Origin of the sequence: Aurantibacter sp. (assembly GCF_039941195.1) — a bacterium.
Classification (GTDB): Bacteria; Bacteroidota; Bacteroidia; order Flavobacteriales; family Flavobacteriaceae; genus Aurantibacter_A.
This window is the reverse complement of the sequence record NZ_JBDVFA010000016.1, coordinates 16,764-39,740: the sequence shown is the minus strand read 5'-3', so window position 1 is coordinate 39,740 and position 22,977 is coordinate 16,764. Positions and strand designations below refer to the sequence as shown.

The window sequence follows — 22,977 nt, the reverse complement described above, 5'->3', positions numbered from 1 at the left end:
ATCTCCTTAAGTCCGAGGTGGAAAACAAACGCTGGTTTGCTCCTGTACTGTCCAAAGCTCAGTCTTCGATAACAATTTCAAAAACATAAAATATGTGCATTAAAAAGCAGTTCATTTTTTGTTTTCAAAAGCGTCATAAACAAGGTTTATGTTAGCGGTTGGAAACAAAAAATGAGAAGGTGTTAACCTTCATTTAAACTTTTATTGCTGAAATTTACTCTTAAAATAAACGATTTTTTTAATGCGATTTAAGAAACTAAAATTATACACTAATAAACTGGAGTCTGAGTTTGACTTTTATTCAAAAAAGTTAGGTTTTAAAATAATTGAACGTACTGATAATTCTTTTATAGTAAAAGCGGGTTGGACGCACTTAGAATTCCAAAAATCAGTGACCGAACATAAATACCACTACTGTTTTTTAATTCCATGGAACCATCTTAATCAAGCTCTTAAATGGTTCGAAAATAGAGTTGAAATTATTAAAATTGAGAATAATAGTGCGATAATAAAATTCGAATTTTGGAATGCGGAATCATTTTATTTTTATGATGCGAGCGGCAATTTAGCTGAAATCATTGTTCACTATGATTTAAAGAATGCTAAAAATGAATTTAATGCTTTGTCCATATTAGGCTTATGTGAAATAGGAATGCCAACAACCAATATTCAAAAAGTCGATACGCAACTTAATGCTGCCATTAATTCGAAATTTTGGAAAGGTGATTTCGAGAGATTCGGAACAAACGGAACAATTGAAGCTAAGTTTCTTTTGCCAAACTATGAGATTAAAGAAACTTGGTTTCCAACTTCATTAAAAATTAAACCTCAACCTTTTGAAACTTTACTAGAGAATAACGGAAATGAATACCACTTAGAATTCAAAGAAGGTGTTATAAAAACTACAGTCATAAAATTGTAATAATTAATTCCTGTTTTAAAGTTTTAAATTAAGGTCTGTGTATATTTATGATGTCGCTAAATCTTTGGGATTTCGCTTTGACAAAAAAAGAAAAAACAAAACCCGCCCGTACCGAAAAGGCACGTTCGGGCTGGCAATAAGCTTTAGCTTCGTGCGCAGACGGAAACGAAGCAGCCGCACCAACTCGCCCGCTGCTCTCGCAGTCGGCGTACCTCCGCCCTACGTATAGCTCAGGCGTTAGCTGTAATTATAAAAAAACATTTTATTGAAAATAAACAAAGCCATTTTATTAACCTTATTGGTAACAGTTGTCTATTATATTCCTCAAGCGATATTGGTGCTTCTAGCCAAGAATACAGATTGGAATATTAAATTGCATAATCCAACATTTGATATAGTTTGGATTTTATCTTCCATCTTTGCTTACGTTTTGATTTTTCGTTTGTTTTGGAAATCAAAGCCTAATTATTCCACTATGCTGGATACAAATGGTCTAAATTTTTGACTAACCCCTTATTTATTACTAGTTGCAATTGGATATGGATTTGTAGGTCATTTTATAGACTTCTAAAGGCTTTAATCATTGCACCAATATTTGAGGAACTTTTCTTTAGAAAATTTTGTTCTCAAAACTTAAGGAAAACTATCAGTTGATTGTGGCAATATTAATATCAAATATATGTTTTTCTACAATACATTTTGAGACTCCAGGCAATCTTATACCATCATTTGGATTTGGTGTAATCAGTTGTATAATCTATGTTAAAACAAAAAAAATCAGCTATTCAATAGCCCTTTATTTTATAAGTAACTTTTATATTAGTTTATTTAATACTTCTTTTGGAGAACCGTACTTCAATTGGTTGTGCAGTATGAAATATAATTTCACATATTGGGGTTTGGTTATTTTTGGTGTTTTGATAACCGTATTAGGAATGAAAAAAATAACTACAGCTAACAAAGCCTCCTATGAAAAGCCCTAGTCCAGTTCTCTAAAGGTAATTTCTTAAATCTCAACACAAAATTTAAAAGGCCAACTTTCATCATTTAATAATCAATTTTCCCACCAACTTTTCACATTTATATTATTTCCCCCAATACGAGCAACAGCTGCTTCGTAATTTTCCTTGTTGGCCGCTTGTTCAGATTCTGGATACAAATAACGCGATGGGTATTGATTATTATTTAAATTATCGGGTCCTGGAGTTAAAGCAGGTATTCCTGTACGGCGTATATTAAACCATGCTTCGTGCCCTATCATAAAAAGGCTCAACCATTTTTGAGTAAGAATTTTTTCTAAGTTTTCTTCTTTAGTTCCATTTAAGGCAATAGCAGCTCTGGTAAAATAATCGGAAGGAATTTCAGTATTACAATATTCAAAATGAGCTTGGATACCTTGCTGATAATAACTTTCAGCATCACCTGTTATGAAGCCTTGTTCAACCGCTTCGGCTAAGGCAAATTGAATTTCGGAATAGAGCATAATTTGAGCATCTACACCATCAGCCACGGTTCTAAATTGGTCTGACAATAACGAAATATCATTCAGATCGATATTATTTGTCCTAATAGTTTCTCTACTCTGTCCATTTGCAAGCCCTTTGAATTCAGCAATTCCAGCGCTTACACTTGCACTCGTAGGTTTATAAAAAACAGCAATACGAGGGTCATCCCACGTCTTAAGAATTGATTCAACTTGAGTAGACATTCGCAATTCTTGGTAAATACCTAATGCGGCATTGAATAGCGGAAATTGATTTGGCGCTGAAGAAAGGTAGGGTAAAACTGCATTATCTTCATTGGATTGCATTAACCATGCTGAATCTGCAAGCGCTTGTAATTTACTAAAATCAGTAGTTCGTTTACTAATTCGCAAATGGTATCGAACTTGTAACGAATTTGCAAAACGAATCCATTTTTCAAGATTATTATTAAACATAACATCACCACTAATACTTTCTGAAGTGTTCTGCAATTTTGACACAGCCTTTTCCAATTGTGCTAAAATTCCTGTTTCAGAGTCGGTATAAATACTTTCTTGCGTATCGTATATTGGGGTGAAGTTTAACTCTCCAAACTTTACTGCTTCATTATAGGGAATATCTCCCCAGAGATCCGTTAGTTGTGAATATAAATAGCTTCTCATAATTATGGCAACACCATCATAGGCATCATTATATCCGTCTAGACTTTTCATAGATTCCAAGTCCGCTAACAAGCCATAAATTAGGTTCCAATAACCACTATTTCCCCCTAATTCATAACGATCAATACGTTCAAATTCAACACTGGCTACAAATTGTGCCATATAATTATTTAACAGAAGACCTTGGTTGTAGGTATGTTCTTCAATTTCTGAAACAATTACATTAGTCAACAAAAACTCTGGGCTCACAGATTCTGGTGAATTCGGGTTTTCATTTATAGTTTCAAAATCAGTTGTACAGCCTATTACAAATAGTGGTACGATTAATAAAATAAAGTATTGTATATTTTTCATTTTCTTAAAAATTAGTTTTTAAACTAACACCAAAACTTCTTGTTGAAGGGTATGAGAAATCTTCTACTCCATAAACAATATTGCGTTCTTGAAGTGCATTAAGTTCTGGGTCGAAATGTGGGTTTTCCGTAATAAGTAAAAGGTTATTACCCATGACACCTATTTTTAGGTTTTCTACTCCCAGTTTTGTACTTAGGGTTTTTGGAAAAGTATAGTACAAACTTACTTGTCGTAATTTAATGTAAGATGCATCGTAAAGAGCACTAGCTTCATTGCCCCGATCAAAGTAATTGTTGTAAAATTGACCTGCTGGTACAGCTGTGGTATTGGGTACGTATTGCGGACTTTCTGTAGTTCCAACATTTACTACACCATCACCAACAACACCATTTTCCCTACCAACAAGTGTTTCTTGCAAAACTCCGGATGTACTGCCCAATGCCTTTATTCGCGACACAATGGTACCGCCTTTTCTCCAATCGAATAAAATAGTAAGGTCCACATTTTTATATGAAAAATTATTACTGAATCCCATAGAAAAATCAGGGTTATAATTACCTAATAAGCGTAAGTTACCATCTTGTACGGGCAGGCCATTACTACCATATAAATCTTTACCATCTACCTGAATAAATCCAGTTCCATACATATCACCAACACGCCCACCTTCACGCGCTATATAAAACACCGAGTTTGAGCCACCACTACCACTAAATACATTTGCCGTTGCTGTAACAAATTGATCTACACCTTGCGGAAGCTCAGTTACAACACTTCTAAAAGAACTAAAATTTACAGCAGTATTCCATTTAAAATCTGTAAATTTCAGTGGGGAAGCACTCAATAGCAACTCAATACCACGGGTTCTTATTTTACCACCATTTTCATTAAAACTAGAGAATCCGCTCGAATTAGAAATTGGTCTTGAGATAATTTGATCTTTACTTACGTTTTGATATACCGATGCATCAAGTTGAATTCTTCCATCGATAAACCATGCAGCTATTCCACCCTCATAGGCATCCAAACGTTCTGGTCTAAGGTCAGTATTTTTTAAAACAGTTTCATTTGTAACTCTAAAATTAGCACCGTAATTACTGTTAAATTGAAATGTTTGTGTATTCTGAAATGGGTCAGTATCGTTTCCTACAGATGCCGCACTTAATCTTAATTTTAAATAGGAAATAGAATCAGGCAAATCAAAACTATTAGAGGCAACATAGGCCAGACCAGCGGAGTAATATCCAAATGAATTATTTTCTTCTGGAAGGGTACTACTCCAATCATTTCGATACGTTAAGTCAAAATAAATTTCATTTTCATAACTGAAATTTGCCGTACCAAAAATGCTATTAATTCGCTTATTAAAACTTTCACTATTACCTATTAAGGGAGAACGAGAATTTGCTAAGGTATATATTTCAGGTAAAGCCAATTGTGAAGCTTCCGAATACGAATAGTTGATTTTTTGATCAAAACGATTGGCCCCAGCTGTTATATCATATTTCCAACGATTACCTAACTCATTGGTATAAGAAAGAAGGAAATCAGTATTCACTTCAGAAAAACGAATATTATCTTCTCGAAAAGATCCAAACGGATTTTGATTGGTACTTACCGCTCGTTTAAACGCTCTATCCTCATTGTAGCGATCTAGTCCTGTTCTAATTTTTAAGCTTAGATTTTTAGAAAAATCATAGGTAGCAGAAACATTCCCCAATATTCTGTTTTTCTCAAAACTATTGGTGTTTTCAAACAAAGTAAGATACGGATTAGATAACCATAAATAATTGAAGTCGAAGTGTTGTCTTCCAATTTGTCCTGCTTGCCAATAGTTTTTCAAAGATTCAATATTTGTTTGTCTGCTTGTCCAATTGAATCCATACAAAACATTTTCATATCCATAGCCTAGGTTAGGGCGATTATTACTACGCGAATTAATATAATTTACAAAAGTATTTACCCGTAATTTTTCATTTAAATTTTGATCAAGACTTAGTGCTATTCCATCGCGTTTTAATCCAGTATTTGGCACAATACCTTCATTTCTTAAATTGCTATAAGACAGTCTAGTGCTCCCAAAATCGCCTGTATTACTTATGGCAATATTGTTTTGATATGTTATTCCTGTATTAAAAAAATCTCTAACATTATTGGGTTGAGATACCCAGGGGGTGGCAGTGATAGGCGTAAATGTACCATCAGAAAATGTTCTTGAAATAACATCTCCTGCCCTTACTGGGTTTCCGCTAATATCTATAGAAGGACTATCGAATTGGGGAATTAATAAACCAGTATCCAGGCGTGGTCCATAACTACTAATACCGCCATCATTAGTACCTGCTCCAATGCCGTTTTGAAAAGCATATTCCCCATTAGAGCCTCCACCATAACTATTTTGATAATCTGGAAGTGTCAACAGTGTTTCAATAGTAAAATTACTATTAATACTTACGCCTAATCCTTTTGTTCGATTGCCTCGTTTTGTAGTAATCAAAACCACTCCATTTGCAGCCCTAGCACCATATAACGCAGCAGAACCAGCACCTTTTAATATAGAAATAGAGGCAACATCGTCCAGACTAAATTCAGAACTACCATTACCAAAATCTACTTCTTGTAGCGCCCCATTATTAACTAAATCACTAGTAATTTGCTCGTTACTAATAGGAACACCGTCCACAACAAAAAGTGGTTGATTACTACCACTTAATGAATTTTCACCTCTAATTATTATTCGAGAAGACGACCCTACTCCACTAGATCCATTAGTAATTTGCACTCCTGCTACTTGACCTGCTAAGGAGTTAACCAAATTGGATTGTGAAACGTTAATTAGTTGCGCGGGTTTTACGGTAGACACTGCAGAAACTAAAGATTGCTTTTCTCTAGCAATACCCAGTGCCGTAACTACTACTTCATTTAATTGCTCTTGAGAGGTAGTCATCTCTATTGTAAGCGGTAATTGCCCATTATCAACTTTAACATCCAAAGTTTCATATCCTATTGAAGAAATTTGAAGGGTAAAATTTAATGAATTAGTGGCTAATGAAAAGTTTCCATTTTCGTCAGAAGTTGTATAAACCTGAGTTCCAACTTCACTAATTGCGGCATAAGGTATTGGTTGTCCCTGCTCATCAATTAATATAGAATTATAAGTATACTCTTGTGCATATTGAAAAAACGCAAATAGCTGAAATACAGCAATTAAAGTCAATTTCATGATATATTTAGTTTAATTATAGAAACACCTAAAGTTTGCCTTTAGCAACCTTTACGGTTTGCGATAAATGCTAATATTTATAATTAAACAGTTGGTGGTGCCCTTAATCCAACATGTGAATATTTTGGAGTACAAGGAATAGTAGGAATGAAATTTTTAAAGGTCCTTTTTAATAAGGCTATTACAGCCTTGTAAAAACGACTTAGAAGAGATGAACTATTGTATTTAGCATAGTACTGCACATCTTGTTCAGTATCTAAATCTATAAAAGTGCTTAATGCGTCAAACGTGAAATTATTAGAATCAGCATAACACTCAATGCTACTACGTAGTTTAGATGTTTGCCATAATAAGTTTACTAATTGTTGCTGTTCAAAAGCTATTTTATTAATTCCTAAGAGATAAACTCCTCCATCTTGGGTAGGACCAAAAACTAAATTATTTCTTTCCAGTTTTTGAATAGCATCATTTAGCACCTCAACTGAAAGATCAGGACAATCATTTCCTATGGAAACCACATTTTCATAGCCAGCATCAAATATATTTTGAAATGCGTTACTAAATCTTGTACCAAAATCTACCCCTTGTTGTTGATGTTCATCAACCCAGAAGACATCTACACCACTGTTAGCAGCAAGTTCCTTAGTCTGCTTAATAAGAAGGTTAAAAAAAGCTGAATTCTCTTTTTTAGCGTTATGACCAAAAATAGATTTCCTACGTACTTCCTGTTCTGCAGAAAGGGAAAAAACAAGTAACGCGGTATTTTTTTGGTTTGAATTCATTTATTTCGTTGTACGCCAAAATTATACAAAAGTATAATGTATCATCAAACTTCTAAATTAGTACGTAATATAAAATAAAAGCTTACTATACCAGTATATAAAAATTCGTAATAGAAGCTAAATTAGATAACTTCTACAAATTAGGTTGATTAGAAAATTAAAATAGAGCAAAATCTGATTAACGGAACACTTTCATAAAAATCGAGTAAAAAAAACTGACGATTCCTCAGCTTTTTTCTAAAATATTAACTATTCCTATTTTGAAGTGTTAATAATTATTAAATTATTAATATAAACCTTTTAAATTACAGTATATTTAATTTATTGTTTAACATCAATAATGTGCTAGTTATGAAAAAATCAATTGTAATAATGATGGCAATGTGCTTTAGCGTTGCAAATATGATAGCTTCAACGCCAGAAGCCATAAAACCAAAACCAGTAAAAGCTATAGTTACGCAAATATATAGTATGCTAGGAACTAATGAAATTCCATCGGAAATTAGAGGTTCTAAAGCAGAAGTTCGTGTAGCTGTAGATCGCGGTAACTTTCTAAGAATTCTTTCTGTTGAAACGGAAAATGAAGCTTTGAAAAAGTTTATTAAGTCTAATATAGATTTTCAAAAACTTACTAGTGGAACTTATGAAAAAGGTATCGTTTACCGAATTCCTCTAGAAGTTAGAGAATAATATTTATAACATTTAATTAGCGAAAAAGATTCTAAACCTAGTTTAGAATCTTTTTTTTTGATATAAACAAACAACAACTTAATTTACATGTTTTGAACTCCAATCAAAAGCTTCAATAATTTCGCTATAAACAACTTTTCCATTAATTATATTTAACCCCTTTCTAAGCGTTTCATCCCTGGTGGTAGCTCTTTTCCAACCTAAATTTGCCAAGTTTATAGCATACGGTAAGGTAACGTTCGTTAATGCCACTGTAGATGTATGTGGCACGGCACCAGGCATATTTGCTACTGAATAATGTAAAACATCATCAATAATATAAATAGGATCTTCATGTGTTGTTGGCCGCGTGGTTTCTACACATCCACCTTGATCGACTGCTACGTCTACAATTACAGTTCCTGGTTTCATTAATTTCAACATTTCGCGTGTAATAAGGTTTGGTGCTTTGGCACCTTTAATTAAAACTCCCCCAATAATTAAATCGTGGGTTTTTATATGTTTTCTAATATTAAATTCACTCGAAAATTCGGTAATTACATGCGGTGGCATAACATCGTTTACATATCGCAAACGTTTCATATTAATATCCAAGATAGTAACATGAGCTCCTAATCCTGCAGCCATTTTCGCAGCTTGTATACCCACTACACCAGCTCCGAGAACTAAAACTTTTCCTGGTGCCACCCCAGGTACTCCGCCAAGTAGTACGCCTCTACCTTTTGCTGGTCTTTCTAAGTATTTTGCTCCTTGTTGTATCGCCATTCTACCGGCAACTTCAGACATTGGCGTTAATAATGGAAGTGTTCCATCGCTATCCTCAACAGTTTCGTAAGCAATGCATATTGCATTACTAGCTATCATCGCCTTAGTTAAAGTCTCGCTAGAAGCAAAATGAAAGTAAGCGAATATTATTTGATTCGGTTGAATTAAACTATACTCCTCCTCTATTGGCTCTTTAACTTTTACAATCATCTCGCAAATAGCATAAACCTGACCTATTGCGTCTAAGATGAAAGCGCCAACATCTTTATAATCGTCATCTAAAAATCCACTACCTACACCAGCATCAGACTGCACATATACTTTATGATTATTCTTAACCAATTCAAACACCCCTGCGGGAGTCAATCCTACCCTACTCTCGTTATTTTTAATCTCTTTTGGAACACCAATAATCATTTAGTATCGATATAAATTAATGTTAGTTAAAAGTCGAAAAAACTACTTTACAATCTCAGTTATATTCAATAAAGCAAGAAAATTTATTGTTCATCTGAAATTTGAGTATTGGTATTTATACCTGCGTATGTATTATAATTTAGTGAAGCTTTTGACTGCTTAACGCGCTTAATTTTCTTAATTAAATACGGCATAAATGAAAGGCCGATAAAAATTAATGCTACTGTTAAAAGTACATAAGGGCTTATAATAAATTCACTAAACGAAAAAATCGCCATTATTAAAACAGTAGAAAAAGGTAAAGAACAAGCAAGAATATTCACGCCAAAATCAACATCAAACGTAGGTTCTTTTTGCTCGTCTTTTTCTTCCATTGCAGTAACTGCACTCATGTGTGCAAAGGGCCAAAAGCTACATGCGCTTTGAGGAAAAACTATAAGCAATAGAATCATTGATGCACCTAAAGCTGGAAATAGAAAAACAAAAATAGATGATAATAAAAAAGTAATACCAGCCCTTCTTACTAACAGGGAAAGAATCATTCCAAATTCTTTTGATTTTATTCGAACTGCCATTCCTATAAACAATAAGACCAAAGGCGTCATTATCAAGCTCATTTTCGTAATTGTATTTTCCAAAAATCCAGGAAAAGAACTTAATGTAAGTCCAAATCCTAATAATACTAAAGCAATAATAATTACCAGATTAATTGGTTCGTTTAGCATGGAAATAAGTAAGTTTTTAATTTTACCAGACATGGTAACTTTTACTTTACTAATAGACCTTGCATGATACCATTGCATCGCCAACATATATAATAATATTAAAACAAAGATTTTGTTTCCAACATCTGCCAAGGCCGCAAGTGCCAAATATTCATCGCTGAGATAAACGATTATAAAAGGGAAACAAGAAAGACCTGGAGCTAATGAAGGTAATAACATCATTAGTGTTCGTTTTTTTGATTCTTCATTGGCGGGCAAGGTAGAATTCAAAACATATTTTGTAGCAAAGGCCATTATAAAATTAAAGGCAAGAGCTAAGAGCGGAAAAATTAATAGTGAACTTTTAAGCTCTATTTTTAAAAGTGCAACGAAAATTGTTGCAGGAAGTGCAACACTAAGAATTAAAGTTTTTAATCCTTTTAAATCTTGTTTAGCAACTTTTTTCTGTAATAAAAGTCCCAAACCAATTATCAATGCTAATTCTAGGGTTTTTTGAAGTGCAAAATTCATTTGAGTATAACTTTTGAGGGATTAATTATTCAGTTATTTTAAAACTAACCCAATATGAGTTGGATGTTTATAACACAACGTGTTCTAAAATCACCCAACTCTAGGGTCAACACTTAAACCAATACCTTTTCTAAGGCGGCAGTAAACAGCTTCATCTCTTCCATGGTTCCCATACTTACACGACACCAATTTTTTCCCATAATATCAAAAGCGCGAACTCCAACTTTTTGCTCCGTCATTTTCTCTAAAAATGCTTTACCTTCCATTTCTATTGGAAATATTATAAAACTTGTAGAAGATGGAATATATTCAAAGCCCATCTTATCTAAGCTTTCATAAACATATTCGCGACATGCTTTGTTAAGCGTTCTGGATTTGTCTTGGAATTCAACATCATCCATACTTGCCATAGCAGCATATATTGAAGGAAAAGAGATGCCCATTCCTCCTCTAGTAATTTTTGATATTACACCTAAAGTTTCTGTAGGAGCAACAATATAACCAACCCTTAAGCCAGCCATTCCATGTATTTTAGAAAAAGTACGGGCTATGATAACATTTTTACCCTCTTTAACTAAAGACACCATACTCTTTTTATCAGCATCTTCTAAAAATCCTAAATAAGCTTCATCAACAAAAATTGGCACTTTTTCAGACACTCTAGAACAAAAATCTAATAGTTCTGCATGATCTGTCATACTCCCTGTTGGGTTATTAGGGTTACAGATATATACTAATTTTGTATCTTCATCTATTGCAGCTTCCATCGCAGCTAAATCATGAGACCAATCTTTTTTTAATGGAATAGGTTTCCAAGTTGCACCTGATGCTTCGGCAACCTTAATCAAAGACATGTAAGCCGGATCAGCAGAAACAATATTACCTCCTTTTTGAAAGAATACCATCGCTGTTTTCTCTAATAAATCTGAAGATCCAGGCCCCATCATTATATTTTCTTTAGTGATGCCTTCACCTTCACTTACGGCTATTTTGTCCATTAAATCAAAAAGCTCTCTCCATGCATATCGATTACCCTTTACACCATTTTTAGCAATTGCTTCAATAGCTTTTGTTGATGGACCATAAGGGTTTTCGTTTGCATTAAGTTTAGCTAAAAGCTCAACAGGTTTGTCTACCTCGTAAGGTAAATACTCTTTAAAAAATGGCGTATAAGGCACATTTCCTTGTGCATCCAATTTAATCGGTTGATCAGCATTTGCGCCGAAACTTAGATACGGTGCTGCCACCACACTCGCGGCGGTTAGCGTTCCTCTTTTAAGCCAGTCTCTTCTGTTCAAAGTTTTCATAATATTCTAATTTTAAGTATAAGTGTTAATTAGTTTCTACTGGATCTGCATTCATTCCAATATTTCCACTAGCAACAATACTATCGTCACTAGGCATATAGATATTAACATGAGCATCTAAGTCCATAATTGAATCATAGAATGCAGTATCGGCAATTACATAGAATTTACTTTCTGTGAATTCGCCGGTCGCTCCGTCAATATTATCGAAGGTCATTGATGTCGTCATTTCAGTACCTACAGCACCATCAATTACTAGCGCTGGATATGAAACTGCTTCATCGGTATTATATAATGATATTTGTACCAGTGTTTGATCTAATGTAGTTTTATAAAATACTACTCTTCCATATACATTATCACCCATAGGGTCTGTAGAATCTAAAGTATATGCATAATAAGTATTAAGTGTACCACCGCCTTCTGCTGTAGTTAAAACTGGGTCTAGTCTCTCTTGTTCACAGGATAAAATTCCGAGTGAAATACTGATAATTAAGATAATAGTTTTATATGTTTTCATAATCTTCTTCTTAATTGTTATTAAAATAATTACAGTGTAAATGTTAATCTTCCAAAGTAATATGCTCCTGCAGAACCTTGTTGGTATTGCGAATACAAGTTAAATCCTCGTAACTCATATCTTAAAATTTCAGGATATTCATTGAAAACATTATTACCACCTACAGTTAAGCTAACCGTATCATTAAACTTATAAGTAAGACCAATGTCTGTTGTAAATTCAGGAGAAAACCATTGATCAGCATAACCTTGAGTTCCTTCTGGTACTAAAGTTCTAATAGTATTATCTCTGGTTTGTACCGAACCGAATCGAGTACCTCTTAGCATTGCAGAAAATTTACCTATTGAATAATTAACTGTTCCAATTACTTTAGCACTTGGTGTACCAGTTTCGAACTGACCAATTAAACTTCTGCTTACATAATTATCAGCTAATTCTTCATCTGATAACTCAGTATTTAAATCTGGCAGATTAACACCCTCAAACTTATTTTCTCTAAAAGTTCCAGCAAGAATAACTCCTAATTTACCGTCACCAAGTCTTGTATTGTAATTAACAACAGCTTCAACACCTTGCGTGCTAATATCACCACCGTTAATTCTAAAGCTTGCTAATCCACTTCCAATAATTGGATCTAAAACAGGTGCTTGCGAAGAATCAAAATTTCCTGTTGTAAAAATTCGATCAAAAATGTCAATTTTATAAGCATCAACTGTAATATCAAAATCACCAATTTTTGAAGTAAACCCTAGACTGTAGTTTCTTGATCTTTCTTCTGTCAAAGCTCCAACACCAATTGCTTTTGCTGCTGAACTACTATTAGGATATAAGGTTCCATCAAAAGGAACTAAATCAACAAAAAATGTGAAACTATGGGAGTAGTTTAATTCTTGTAATGACGGTGCTCTAAAACCACTACTAAAAGAACCTCTAAGTGAGAAATTATCACCAATAGCATAGCGTCCTGCTAATTTACCAGTCATAACATTACCAAAATCAGAATAGTTTTCTACACGAACGGCACCAGATATAAGAAAATCTTCTGTCACATCTAATTCCATATCCAAATATGCCGCCATTACAGACCGCCAGCTGTTCCCTTCATTTTCAGGAGCAAAACCTCTAAAGCACTGACAGTTTAGTGCATAATTCTTAACTAACTGTTGGCTTGCACCAGCATACTCAAGAACTAAAGGATTTCCTAAATCATCTACATATGGCGTACCGCTTAAATCTTCCAAAGGAAAACCGTCAGGTCCAACCAATGCTTGATTATCTTCGGTAGCGGTAATAATACCAGCATCACCAGCGGTCCAACTTTCTTCCTGACCTGCTTGAATAATGTAGTTTTCAAAACGAAGTTCACCACCAAAGGCAACATTCAAACCAGATAATATATCTTCATAAAAATGAGAGGCGTCTAAATTTACTGTGTTTTGCAAAAAACTATGTGTACCGAGATCCATATCGGTAGGTGATCCAGTACCAATACTAGCATTCCAAGTATTGAACATACCATATTGTGTGGAGTTAGTACCAAACGTATTACTCAAATCAAATTCGTAATCTCCTATCATACCAGTAATTCCAGTAGCTAAAGAAATATTATATTGATCATTATAAATTTGTGGTCTAAATCCGTTTGGATATAAATCATAGCTTGTTCTATCAGCTTGTGCTGCCCTTCTATAAAAACAGCTATAGGCATCAGAATACTGATAACCTACATCACCAAAAGCATAAAAGTTAGAAGTTTCCGTTAAAGGAGTTTCCATATTAAATGCAAAACTCATATTCGTTTTAGCAGGTAAACCTGAGTAAGTAGAAACATCAATTTGTTCTATATCTCTAGCAGCCATAAGCCCTTCCACAGTTTGTAAAGAACTGATAAGTCCGGCATCACCACTAGCCTGCGCCGCAATAAGTTCAGGATTAGTAATTATTGGTGCACCATTGGTTTCTGTTCTTCCATTTGTTAGATATAGATTATCATATAAAGGAGCTCTATCTAATGACAAAACAGTTGGTCTTACAGTACGTTCTGACTGTGCCACCATAATGGAGGCATTGAAGTATCCTCCATTTTCAAAACCAACGCCATAATTTCCATCAAATTGAAAATTCTGACCATCCCAACCATCTAATGAACGTGTTAAGTCACGCTCATCTGCTGTAAGAGAAGAATCATCATATCCAGGTTTATTAGTGTAAGCACCAGCTGTTAAACTACCGGTAAATTCACCTGTACCTTTTTTCATAACCATATTTATAACCCCAGCAATTGCATCGGAACCATATTGTGCAGAAGCACCATCTCTAAGTATTTCTATACGATCTACACCTACAGATGGTATGAACTTCATATCAACACCAGGTCCGGCAGTACCTGTTTGGTTAGCGGCCAAAATAGCCGAAGTATGCCTACGTTTACCATTAACTAGTACTAGCATTTGACTCGCAGCCAAACCTCTAAGACTAGGTTGACTTACAAAAGATGACAAATCGCCTCCACCACTAGTAAAAGCGGTAAATGATGGTGCAGAGGCCGCCAACATTTGCGATAAATCTTGTTGCGGCATATTGATTGCATCTTGCTTAATATTAATGACATCAACGGGTACGGGGGTATTCAATTTTGTACGTGAAGCACCACGTGAACCAATTACAATTGTTTCGGTTAGCATTTCTGCAGCTTCTTCAAGAGCAATGTCAATTGTATTTCTACTATTTACGGCTACTTCTAAATCTGCATAACCTAAATAAGAGAATACTAATGTACCATCCGCTGGTACATCAATGGTATAATTACCATCAAAATCTGAAACAGCACCTTTAGTGGTACCTTTTATTAATAAATTGACTCCGGGTAATATTTCACCACTTAAGTCGGTAGTTTTACCTGTTACTTCAATTTCTTGAGCATGCAAGAAACCTAGGGAACTAAAAATTATTAGGATAAATAGGAGAGAATTCTTCATCAGAACTAGTTTATGTTAAACTAAATAATACTCCATGCGCATGAGTTGAGAACGCTACCAAATAAAGTTTGGATGATGGTTCATCGCACATGAAAAAGAAAAGCTCCGGAGACTTAACTATTCAAAAAAAAACGATTATTTATTGTTAGTTATTTCTGCAATGTTAGGGATTCAATTAGAAACACGAAAATTGAAACATCTCGCAAACCCTTGTTTTTAAAGGTGTTAATTTGATGTTAATTGACATATAAAAAAAAATGAAAAGAAAATATGTCAATAGATCAGAAAACGTATAAATAATTTCTTGTAAACTGGTAATATGATCAAAAACATTAAAAAAGTCACTTTTATGATATTCCCATAACTACAAGAAAAAAATTATTAATATTTCAACAAAAAAGGGATTTTATTATCACAAATTTTACGATTTTACGTAATTGATAAATTAAATTTACCGAATACAGTATTTACATGAGAATAACTGATTTTATCATAATCATCTTGAGCACAATTGAATTATGAATTAGATGCAGTTTTACTAAATAAAACGGATATGAAGAATAAGATTGATGAAATTGACAACAAAATACTAGGGTTACTATCCGATAATGCCCAAATGCCTTATACTGAAATTGCTAAAAAACTAGTTATATCCCCCGGTACTGTTCATGCTCGTATTAATAAAATGAAAACCCTAGGTGTAATTAAAGGAGCAACTTTAAGTTTAGACTACAGCAAAATAGGATGGAAAATGACTATTTTTTTAGGCATCTATTTACGAGAAACAATGCTTTATAAACAAGTAATAAAGCAGTTAAAGGAGGTTAATGAAGTGGTAAAAATTCACCACAGCACCGGTAAATATGATGTCTTCATTAAAATGCATGCAAAAGATAGTATTCATTATCGCAAAGTATATCAAGATTCTATTCTAACAATAAATGGAATAAAAGGTATTGAATCTTTTATGTCTATTGAGGAAAGTATGAGCAGACATATCAGTTTTGAATGACTTAGATAAGGATTACCCATAATCAATAACCTCGAAAAGCTATCAACAACATACTGAAGTTTATTCTTATAGGCGTATTCTATTTGTCATACCCTGAATGGTATAATAGAATAAATAGATTGATAATTTGCTATCTACTATAGCAAGAGCTAAATTCTTCATACCACACGTTGAATATCTCATTTCATACACAAAGTCTTTGTTTATGGGCGTTCCAAAGCTATAGCGCTACTTTATTCGTTTTATTTATTTCAAATAAAGAAGGAAAATACTTACAAATATCAATACCAATTTAACGCTCACTACAAATTTTAGGCCTCCCATGTCGCTTTAGTAAAGGTTTACAACAAAAAATTCTCCATTGACTATGCACATCATAGCTTTGTAATTGGACCTACACATGCTATGATTATTAAAAATTTTTTAATAGAAATACTTACTATTAATAAGCGCTTGTTAAATTTCAAAAATTTAACAACTTTCATCATTGTGCTATTTGCCATAAACATAAGTTCCGCGCAAATAAACAATGGTTCTTACGAAGTAAATTTGAGCTCTACAAATATGCGTCCTTGTGGTGGAGCCAATAATGGTTTTAGCACTTTAAGCATTAGTTCAAAAAAAGCAACACTAAATACTTTTAAAATAGCATTCAATCTACCTGATGGAGTAAGCTATGAATTAGGGTCCGTATCAGTGAATTCTCAGAGTGGTTCAGGAGATTTAATACTAACAGAATTTGATGTCACCAATCTAAATGCTCCAATCTTTCAAATTGAAAGACCAGGTAATTCCAATTGGCAAGCGAATGATGCCATCGAATTTACCTTTGAAAAATCTGCTGAATGTGAGGCTGTTCAATATTCTTATAGTGGTGGATTATTTAAGGATGCACATACGATTACGTATTTAGATAATGGCAATTCGCGTACAAGTACAGATAATGACAACACAGTAAACGCATACTCGTTATTAAAAGCATACCTAGCTGTAGAAGATATAGCGGTACAGGATGCTTATGTTGGTCAAACGTATAATAGACCTATAATCATTACAAATTCCGGTAATGGAAGTATCCAATCATTTACTCATGTAGTCAATGTTCATCCGAGTTTACAAACAAATTATCAATTATCTTTTAACGGAACTCCACTAATACCTAGTATTTCAGGAAATTTATACACCTATGAAATTAACCTTAATAACGCTCCTTTTTTAAACAATGTTGGTGACTCCGACAATCAGTTTGAAAATGAGTCAATAACTTTAAGTGAGCGGATAGTTTTAGAACATTGTTCTAACGATGTAATTATTACTCATAGTCCAAGATGGGGTTGTACGGCCGGAACTTATTGTCAAATAGGAGCCCCAATACCGGGTGCGGTAAACTTTGAGCAAGAATTTGGAAATATCTCTATAACCACAATAGATGAACCTCATCCTAGATGGGATGCACCAGTAACCTATACTTATGCAGTTGAAAATGATAATGGAGCTGACAATGCCTATAATGTAAATATTAATATAGGTTTTACTTGGTCTGGCAATCATTCTAATCCTGGTTATAATCCAATGCATGGAGATGAAGACACCAACCGAATATTATCCAATTTTGAATTTACTTCTGGTTCAGCGATAACCCCACAAAGATGGCCTTCCACAACTGGTGGAACTGGTCCTGGTTCCTTTCTAATTCCGCAAGACTTTTTTGCCGCAGATCCTGATGGTGCAGGTGGGTTTGATGATTTAGATGGTGATGGTTTTTATGACGATTTATTACCAGGAGCATCAACAGAAATAAGTTTTACCATGGCTATGGATCCCGCAACTCCTGCTTGTGACCCATACAACTCTGAATATGTTTCTAGTGAAAGTTTAAATTTTGATATTTGGGCGGTAAATACCTGTAATAATTCTAACAGAACAGCTAGAGAAGAAGTAGATCGCCATTATGTACAAAGGGAAGCACTTTTTAATTGGGAGTATCCTGAAGATTATGATTTGGATGCAGAAGATGGGGCTGTTTTTAACTTGAACTTTATAGGCAATTTTGTTGCTTCGAGCGATTCACCTCATTGCGGAACTACAGAAATGTTTACCAATGATTTAAGCAACCGATATTTAGCCGTAATAGACGTACCTAATGGTATTACTTTAGATTCAAGTGCTGATGCTAGATATACGCAAATTGGTAATCAAATAACATTTACTGAAACCAATTTAGCCGATTTTGTATATAACAGTTATATATTACGTATACCCATTAATTTCCCATTAAATATAGATTGTAGCACCTATGTTGGTCCCGCCGAACTACAACTTGACTATACTACATCATATGAAAGTTCTTGCTATAATACTGAATTGCATTGCGGCCAATTTGACATTACAACACATTGTTCAAATTCATGCATAGGGCCAAACACTTCAAGCTTCGATGCTCACCGTGTTACGGAAGGATGGACAGATGCAACAATGGGTACAAAAGTAACATTAGATCCAAGTATACATGCCACTAAAGTTTACATGCCTAAAGATGAAATGGTAGTAACTAGTAGTGCCTTTATGCAAAATGGTTCGCAAGACAATCTTTATTTTGAAATGCGATACATAACTGATTATGGGGTAAGTATGGCAGATATTATATCTTTTACTACTGGTAGTATAACGATAAACGATTTATCATCAGGCACTCCACAAACATTTCCAATTACGAATACTCCAGTAATTACCACACAAAATACTAACGACAATTTCTTCACTATAGATTTAACCAGTTATCAATCCCTTATTTCGGGAACGTATGAATATGGAGAAGGGTCAGCCGAGGACGAAATTTTGGTAGAATTACATTTTCAATTCAAAGATGATTTTCCAGAAAAATCTAGATTGTATGAATTTGAATCTTTTCAGGGACGATTTTATAGTTTAGATGGGTCTAGTAATGAATTATCATGTGACACTTATAATGATCGCGCTTATTTCTTTCAAGACTATGTTGAAATAATTGATGATTTCAATAACAGCACTATAGGTTGTGATGAAACTTGGGTTAGTGTGGGACTAGCACAAGTATCTGGTTTGGATGATAAATTTCCAGATGAATTTAGACCTCCCGCTATATTAGAATCCGTAGAAATTGAAATTCCTACAGGAACAGTGTTTAATGGTGTAGTTAATAGCAGTGGTTATCCTTATCTTCAACCAGAAGGTGAAGCCCCATCTAGCACTAATAATGGATTTAATTTTTCTGTTTCAGGTAATATAGTAACCATTACTCCTGGCTCAAGATTTATACAACTAGATCAAGGTGGAAATAACTACCCTAGTATTAGCATTTCCGTAACGCCAACAAGCGCAACACCTAGTACCAGCTCGCATTCAGTTTCTGTAACTTACCAAGAGTATGCGTATTCTGACAGCCCAGCTATAGTTACCGAAAACGCTACTAAAGATTTTGAATACAGCATACCAAACTATTTTCTAAATACAGATGCACCTACTGAAATTGGTAATTCGCAAATAGAAGGTTTTACAATAGATATCTGTAAAGATAATTTTAATCAAATTGACAATAATTGGTTGCGTGTAGATACAGGTACCGGTTATACTATTACCAATGCCTATTTGGTTAACGGAGGTACAGAAACCGCATTAAATTTTACAACCGACGGTGATTTATCATTTATAGAAATTGGAACAATGGAATCCGGTGGATGGATTTGTAGAAAAATTAGATTTGAAGGTACATATACGGAAGATACGGTTCAAGAAATTAGAGTTTCGCATAATTACGATTGCGTAGCCTATCCAAGCAATTTTACAAGTGCTCCTTTCTTTAATGAAATTTCACTAACTCTAGAACCTGTTGATGCAGCTATTCAACTTCTAATATTACAACAACCTACTACTAGCGTAGCTACTTGTACAGATTTTGATATAGAATTAGAAGCTAGAAATGCAGGCGAAGCAGATTTAATATCTCCTGCAATAAATTTTGAGATTCCCGGTGATATGTCTTCGCTAATTATTAATGATATTACTATCGAATATCCGCGAGGTTCTGGAAATATAGAATCTATAACGCCAACAATAACTGGCAACAGCGTCTCAATAAACTTATTAGATCATTCCGGTATAGCTGTAAACAATGGCTTACTAGGATCATTGAATGCTTTAAGCTTAGATGATCAAATTGCAATTGTAAATCTTAATTTAAGTCCACAGTGTAATTACCTTTCAAATACAGGTACAGCCTATACAATGACTGGTAATAATCCTTCTGGTACCGACGCTACAGGAAGTGGCAGTAGAATTTCAGCTAACCCAATTATTATAACAGGAGCCGAACCACCATATAGTACAAATACAATAGTATTAGATTCACCAAGTTTTACAGGGTGTGCTATAGAAACTGTTTCAGTAGAAACTTATGTCGAAAATGGAGTAACAGGAACTAATGATTTTTCTAGAATAATATTACCAGCAGGAATTATATATGTTGATGGATCTTTAATATCAACAGGAACACAACCTGTAACATTTGTATCAAAAGATACGGTAGGTGATCATGAGGAAATAACAATTGCTTTACCTTCAGGTGTAGATAGTTCCGATACATTGGCATATAATATTGGTGTACAAGGAACAGGTGAAATATGTGAAGGAAATTATGTTATTGATTTAAGCACTTTTGTAACTGTTTCCGGCTTATCTTGTTCAGGTGTTTCGTGTGGTATTACTGAAGTAAATACTGGTACAGCGTCTACAACCGCAGCTGTTACAAAAGGTAATTTAACGGCATCTAGTTACATTGCTACAGCTGAATATGCACAGTCTGGTTCCAATACTAATTATGCAATTACGGTAGGTTTAGAAAATAATGGCACTGAAGATTTAGCTTCAGGTATTTCTTATGAAGTATTTTGTGCCGATGGTGCTGGTATTAAAACAGGACCTTCATTATATTCTGGTTCACTTACACAGGGCATCCCAACAAGTGCGAGTATCGAAGAGTCAATTTCGTTTACAAGCACTACTTTCTGTGGTGTTAATAGTAATATGGTGGTCGAGTTTATACCTTCAAATACAAACTGTTTTTGCAATCCACTTTCAATCGTAATTTCCAGTGAACCCGCCAGTAATTTAGCCGACTTAAGTATTGATAAAAGATTAGCGAACGGTTCGAGTAATACACCAAATGTAGGCGATAATATAACTTTTGAAATTGAAATAACATCAGATGCTGCTGCAACAAATGTTTCCTTAGAAGATATTATTCCTATAGGCCTTACAATAGATAACGCATCAATATCTCATGGAGGAATCTTAACTGGAAATACAATTAATTGGGATATTGCTAGTATAGATAATACTTCAATAGTTTTATCATATAGTGCATCTGTAAACGCACCTACTGGCGCAGCAGGGGAATATATAAACGTAGCTCAGGTAACTGCATCAGATCAACTTGATCCAGATTCTACTCCGAATAATGACGATGGTGATCAATCAGAAGATGATGAAGATACCGTTTCCGATATAGTTGTTTTAGACACTTCTGCAGATATAAGTATTGATAAACGACTAGCCAGTGGTTCAAGTAATACACCAAGTGCAGGCGACCAAATAACTTTTGAAATTGAAGTAGCGGTAATAAATACTGCAACGAATATTACTATTGAGGATATCATCCCGCAGGGTTATACGGTAGACCTAAGTTCTATTTCGAATGGTGGTGTACTTACTGCAAATACTATAGATTGGTTTATCGCTAGTCTTGATAATACAACACTTACATTATCTTATACGGTTACGGTAAACATTCCTACAGGAACTATAGATGAATATAAAAACATAGCACAGGTGACGGCCTCTGACCAAGTTGATCCAGATTCTACTCCAAACAATGATGATGGTGATCAATCGGAAGATGATGAAGACAGTGTTTCCAATGTAACAGTAGAAATTGTTGATATTGGAATTTCGAAAAGTGTATATCCAAGTTCAGCGGCAATTGGTGATACAGTTGTCTTTACAATTACTGCTGAGAATTTAGGTGACTCAGAAGTTACCAATGTTCAAATTGTAGATGAGCTACCTAATGGTTATGCTTTTATTTCTGCAACATCTGACATGGGCACTTATGATACAGATACCAGTTTATGGATTATTAATTCGCTTCCTATCCAACAAACGGCAGTATTAAATATAGAAGCAACAGTACAAGATGGTAGCGAATATACAAATGTAGCCGAACTAATTTCAATGGATCAGTTAGACCAATTTGACGGGAATGATCGCGATGAGGCTACCATACAACTTGTAGATAATGATTGCTTAAAAATTTACAATGAATTCTCTCCAAATGGAGATCAAAGCAATCAATACTTCCATATTGATTGTATTGAGAATTATCCAAACAATCACCTTGAAGTATTTAATCGTTGGGGAAATAAGGTTTTTGAAACTATGGGGTATTCTAATGATTGGGATGGTACTTCACAGGGTAGGTCAACCGTGAACAGAGATGAAAAACTTCCAGTTGGCACCTATTACTACATATTAGATTTAGGTGATAACAAAACACAACCAACTTCTGGCTGGTTATACATTACTAGATAATT

General features: G+C 34.3%; 12 protein-coding genes. 4 read left to right on the top strand and 8 right to left on the bottom strand.

Features of this window, described 5'->3' with window-relative positions; all coding sequences use genetic code 11:
• Window positions 1-241: 241 nt before the first annotated feature.
• Window positions 242-922, top strand: coding sequence for a VOC family protein (locus ABJF52_RS02815; protein WP_348145987.1), 681 nt, complete (start codon window positions 242-244; stop codon window positions 920-922).
• A gap of 1,054 nt (window positions 923-1,976) precedes the next feature.
• On the opposite strand, the gene ABJF52_RS02810 is transcribed toward ABJF52_RS02815, so the two are convergent.
• From ABJF52_RS02810 to ABJF52_RS02800, 3 genes are all read right to left on the bottom strand, one after another.
• Complete coding sequence (locus tag ABJF52_RS02810) at window positions 1,977-3,422, bottom strand: SusD/RagB family nutrient-binding outer membrane lipoprotein (protein WP_348145984.1); 1,446 nt, start codon at window positions 3,420-3,422, stop codon at window positions 1,977-1,979.
• Window positions 3,423-3,426: 4 nt separating this feature from the next.
• Window positions 3,427-6,645, bottom strand: a complete 3,219-nt coding sequence (locus tag ABJF52_RS02805; RefSeq protein WP_348145981.1) for a SusC/RagA family TonB-linked outer membrane protein — start codon at window positions 6,643-6,645, stop codon at window positions 3,427-3,429.
• A gap of 83 nt (window positions 6,646-6,728) precedes the next feature.
• The gene (locus tag ABJF52_RS02800) at window positions 6,729-7,427 is read right to left on the bottom strand and encodes a DUF2064 domain-containing protein (protein WP_348145978.1); all 699 of its coding nucleotides are present in this window, start codon (window positions 7,425-7,427) and stop codon (window positions 6,729-6,731) included.
• A gap of 351 nt (window positions 7,428-7,778) precedes the next feature.
• On the opposite strand from ABJF52_RS02800, the gene ABJF52_RS02795 reads away from it, so the two are divergent.
• Entirely contained in the window at window positions 7,779-8,117 is a 339-nt protein-coding gene (locus ABJF52_RS02795) for a hypothetical protein (RefSeq protein ID WP_348145975.1), read from the top strand.
• A gap of 78 nt (window positions 8,118-8,195) precedes the next feature.
• Here ABJF52_RS02795 and ald read toward each other — a convergent pair whose 3' ends face one another.
• From ald to ABJF52_RS02770, 5 genes are all read right to left on the bottom strand, one after another.
• Window positions 8,196-9,299 carry an alanine dehydrogenase gene (ald, locus tag ABJF52_RS02790; protein ID WP_348145972.1) on the bottom strand — a complete coding sequence of 368 codons (1,104 nt, stop codon included), beginning with the start codon at window positions 9,297-9,299 and terminating at the stop codon, window positions 8,196-8,198.
• Between the two features lie 83 nt (window positions 9,300-9,382).
• The gene (locus ABJF52_RS02785; RefSeq protein ID WP_348145969.1) at window positions 9,383-10,534 is read right to left on the bottom strand and encodes a permease; all 1,152 of its coding nucleotides are present in this window, start codon (window positions 10,532-10,534) and stop codon (window positions 9,383-9,385) included.
• Between the two features lie 113 nt (window positions 10,535-10,647).
• Window positions 10,648-11,841, bottom strand: a complete 1,194-nt coding sequence (locus tag ABJF52_RS02780; protein WP_348145966.1) for an aminotransferase class I/II-fold pyridoxal phosphate-dependent enzyme — start codon at window positions 11,839-11,841, stop codon at window positions 10,648-10,650.
• Between the two features lie 25 nt (window positions 11,842-11,866).
• Complete coding sequence (locus tag ABJF52_RS02775; protein WP_348145963.1) at window positions 11,867-12,361, bottom strand: hypothetical protein; 495 nt, start codon at window positions 12,359-12,361, stop codon at window positions 11,867-11,869.
• 29 nt (window positions 12,362-12,390) lie between these two features.
• Window positions 12,391-15,339, bottom strand: coding sequence for a TonB-dependent receptor (locus tag ABJF52_RS02770; RefSeq protein WP_348145960.1), 2,949 nt, complete (start codon window positions 15,337-15,339; stop codon window positions 12,391-12,393).
• Between the two features lie 553 nt (window positions 15,340-15,892).
• Between ABJF52_RS02770 and ABJF52_RS02765 the strand changes: the two genes are divergently transcribed.
• A complete protein-coding gene (locus ABJF52_RS02765) occupies window positions 15,893-16,351 on the top strand; it encodes an AsnC family transcriptional regulator (protein ID WP_348145958.1) in 459 nt (152 codons plus the stop codon).
• Window positions 16,352-16,900: 549 nt separating this feature from the next.
• Window positions 16,901-22,975, top strand: a complete 6,075-nt coding sequence (locus tag ABJF52_RS02760; RefSeq protein WP_348145955.1) for a gliding motility-associated C-terminal domain-containing protein — start codon at window positions 16,901-16,903, stop codon at window positions 22,973-22,975.
• Window positions 22,976-22,977: the final 2 nt, after the last annotated feature.

What these genes read in the sequence shown, in the direction of transcription:
- ABJF52_RS02815 (WP_348145987.1), top strand. Translation starts at nt 242, where the DNA reads ATGCGATTTAAGAAACTAAAATTATACACTAATAAACTGGAGTCTGAG.
- ABJF52_RS02810 (WP_348145984.1), bottom strand. Translation starts at nt 3,422, where the DNA reads ATGAAAAATATACAATACTTTATTTTATTAATCGTACCACTATTTGTA.
- ABJF52_RS02805 (WP_348145981.1), bottom strand. Translation starts at nt 6,645, where the DNA reads ATGAAATTGACTTTAATTGCTGTATTTCAGCTATTTGCGTTTTTTCAA.
- ABJF52_RS02800 (WP_348145978.1), bottom strand. Translation starts at nt 7,427, where the DNA reads ATGAATTCAAACCAAAAAAATACCGCGTTACTTGTTTTTTCCCTTTCT.
- ABJF52_RS02795 (WP_348145975.1), top strand. Translation starts at nt 7,779, where the DNA reads ATGAAAAAATCAATTGTAATAATGATGGCAATGTGCTTTAGCGTTGCA.
- ald (WP_348145972.1), bottom strand. Translation starts at nt 9,299, where the DNA reads ATGATTATTGGTGTTCCAAAAGAGATTAAAAATAACGAGAGTAGGGTA.
- ABJF52_RS02785 (WP_348145969.1), bottom strand. Translation starts at nt 10,534, where the DNA reads ATGAATTTTGCACTTCAAAAAACCCTAGAATTAGCATTGATAATTGGT.
- ABJF52_RS02780 (WP_348145966.1), bottom strand. Translation starts at nt 11,841, where the DNA reads ATGAAAACTTTGAACAGAAGAGACTGGCTTAAAAGAGGAACGCTAACC.
- ABJF52_RS02775 (WP_348145963.1), bottom strand. Translation starts at nt 12,361, where the DNA reads ATGAAAACATATAAAACTATTATCTTAATTATCAGTATTTCACTCGGA.
- ABJF52_RS02770 (WP_348145960.1), bottom strand. Translation starts at nt 15,339, where the DNA reads ATGAAGAATTCTCTCCTATTTATCCTAATAATTTTTAGTTCCCTAGGT.
- ABJF52_RS02765 (WP_348145958.1), top strand. Translation starts at nt 15,893, where the DNA reads ATGAAGAATAAGATTGATGAAATTGACAACAAAATACTAGGGTTACTA.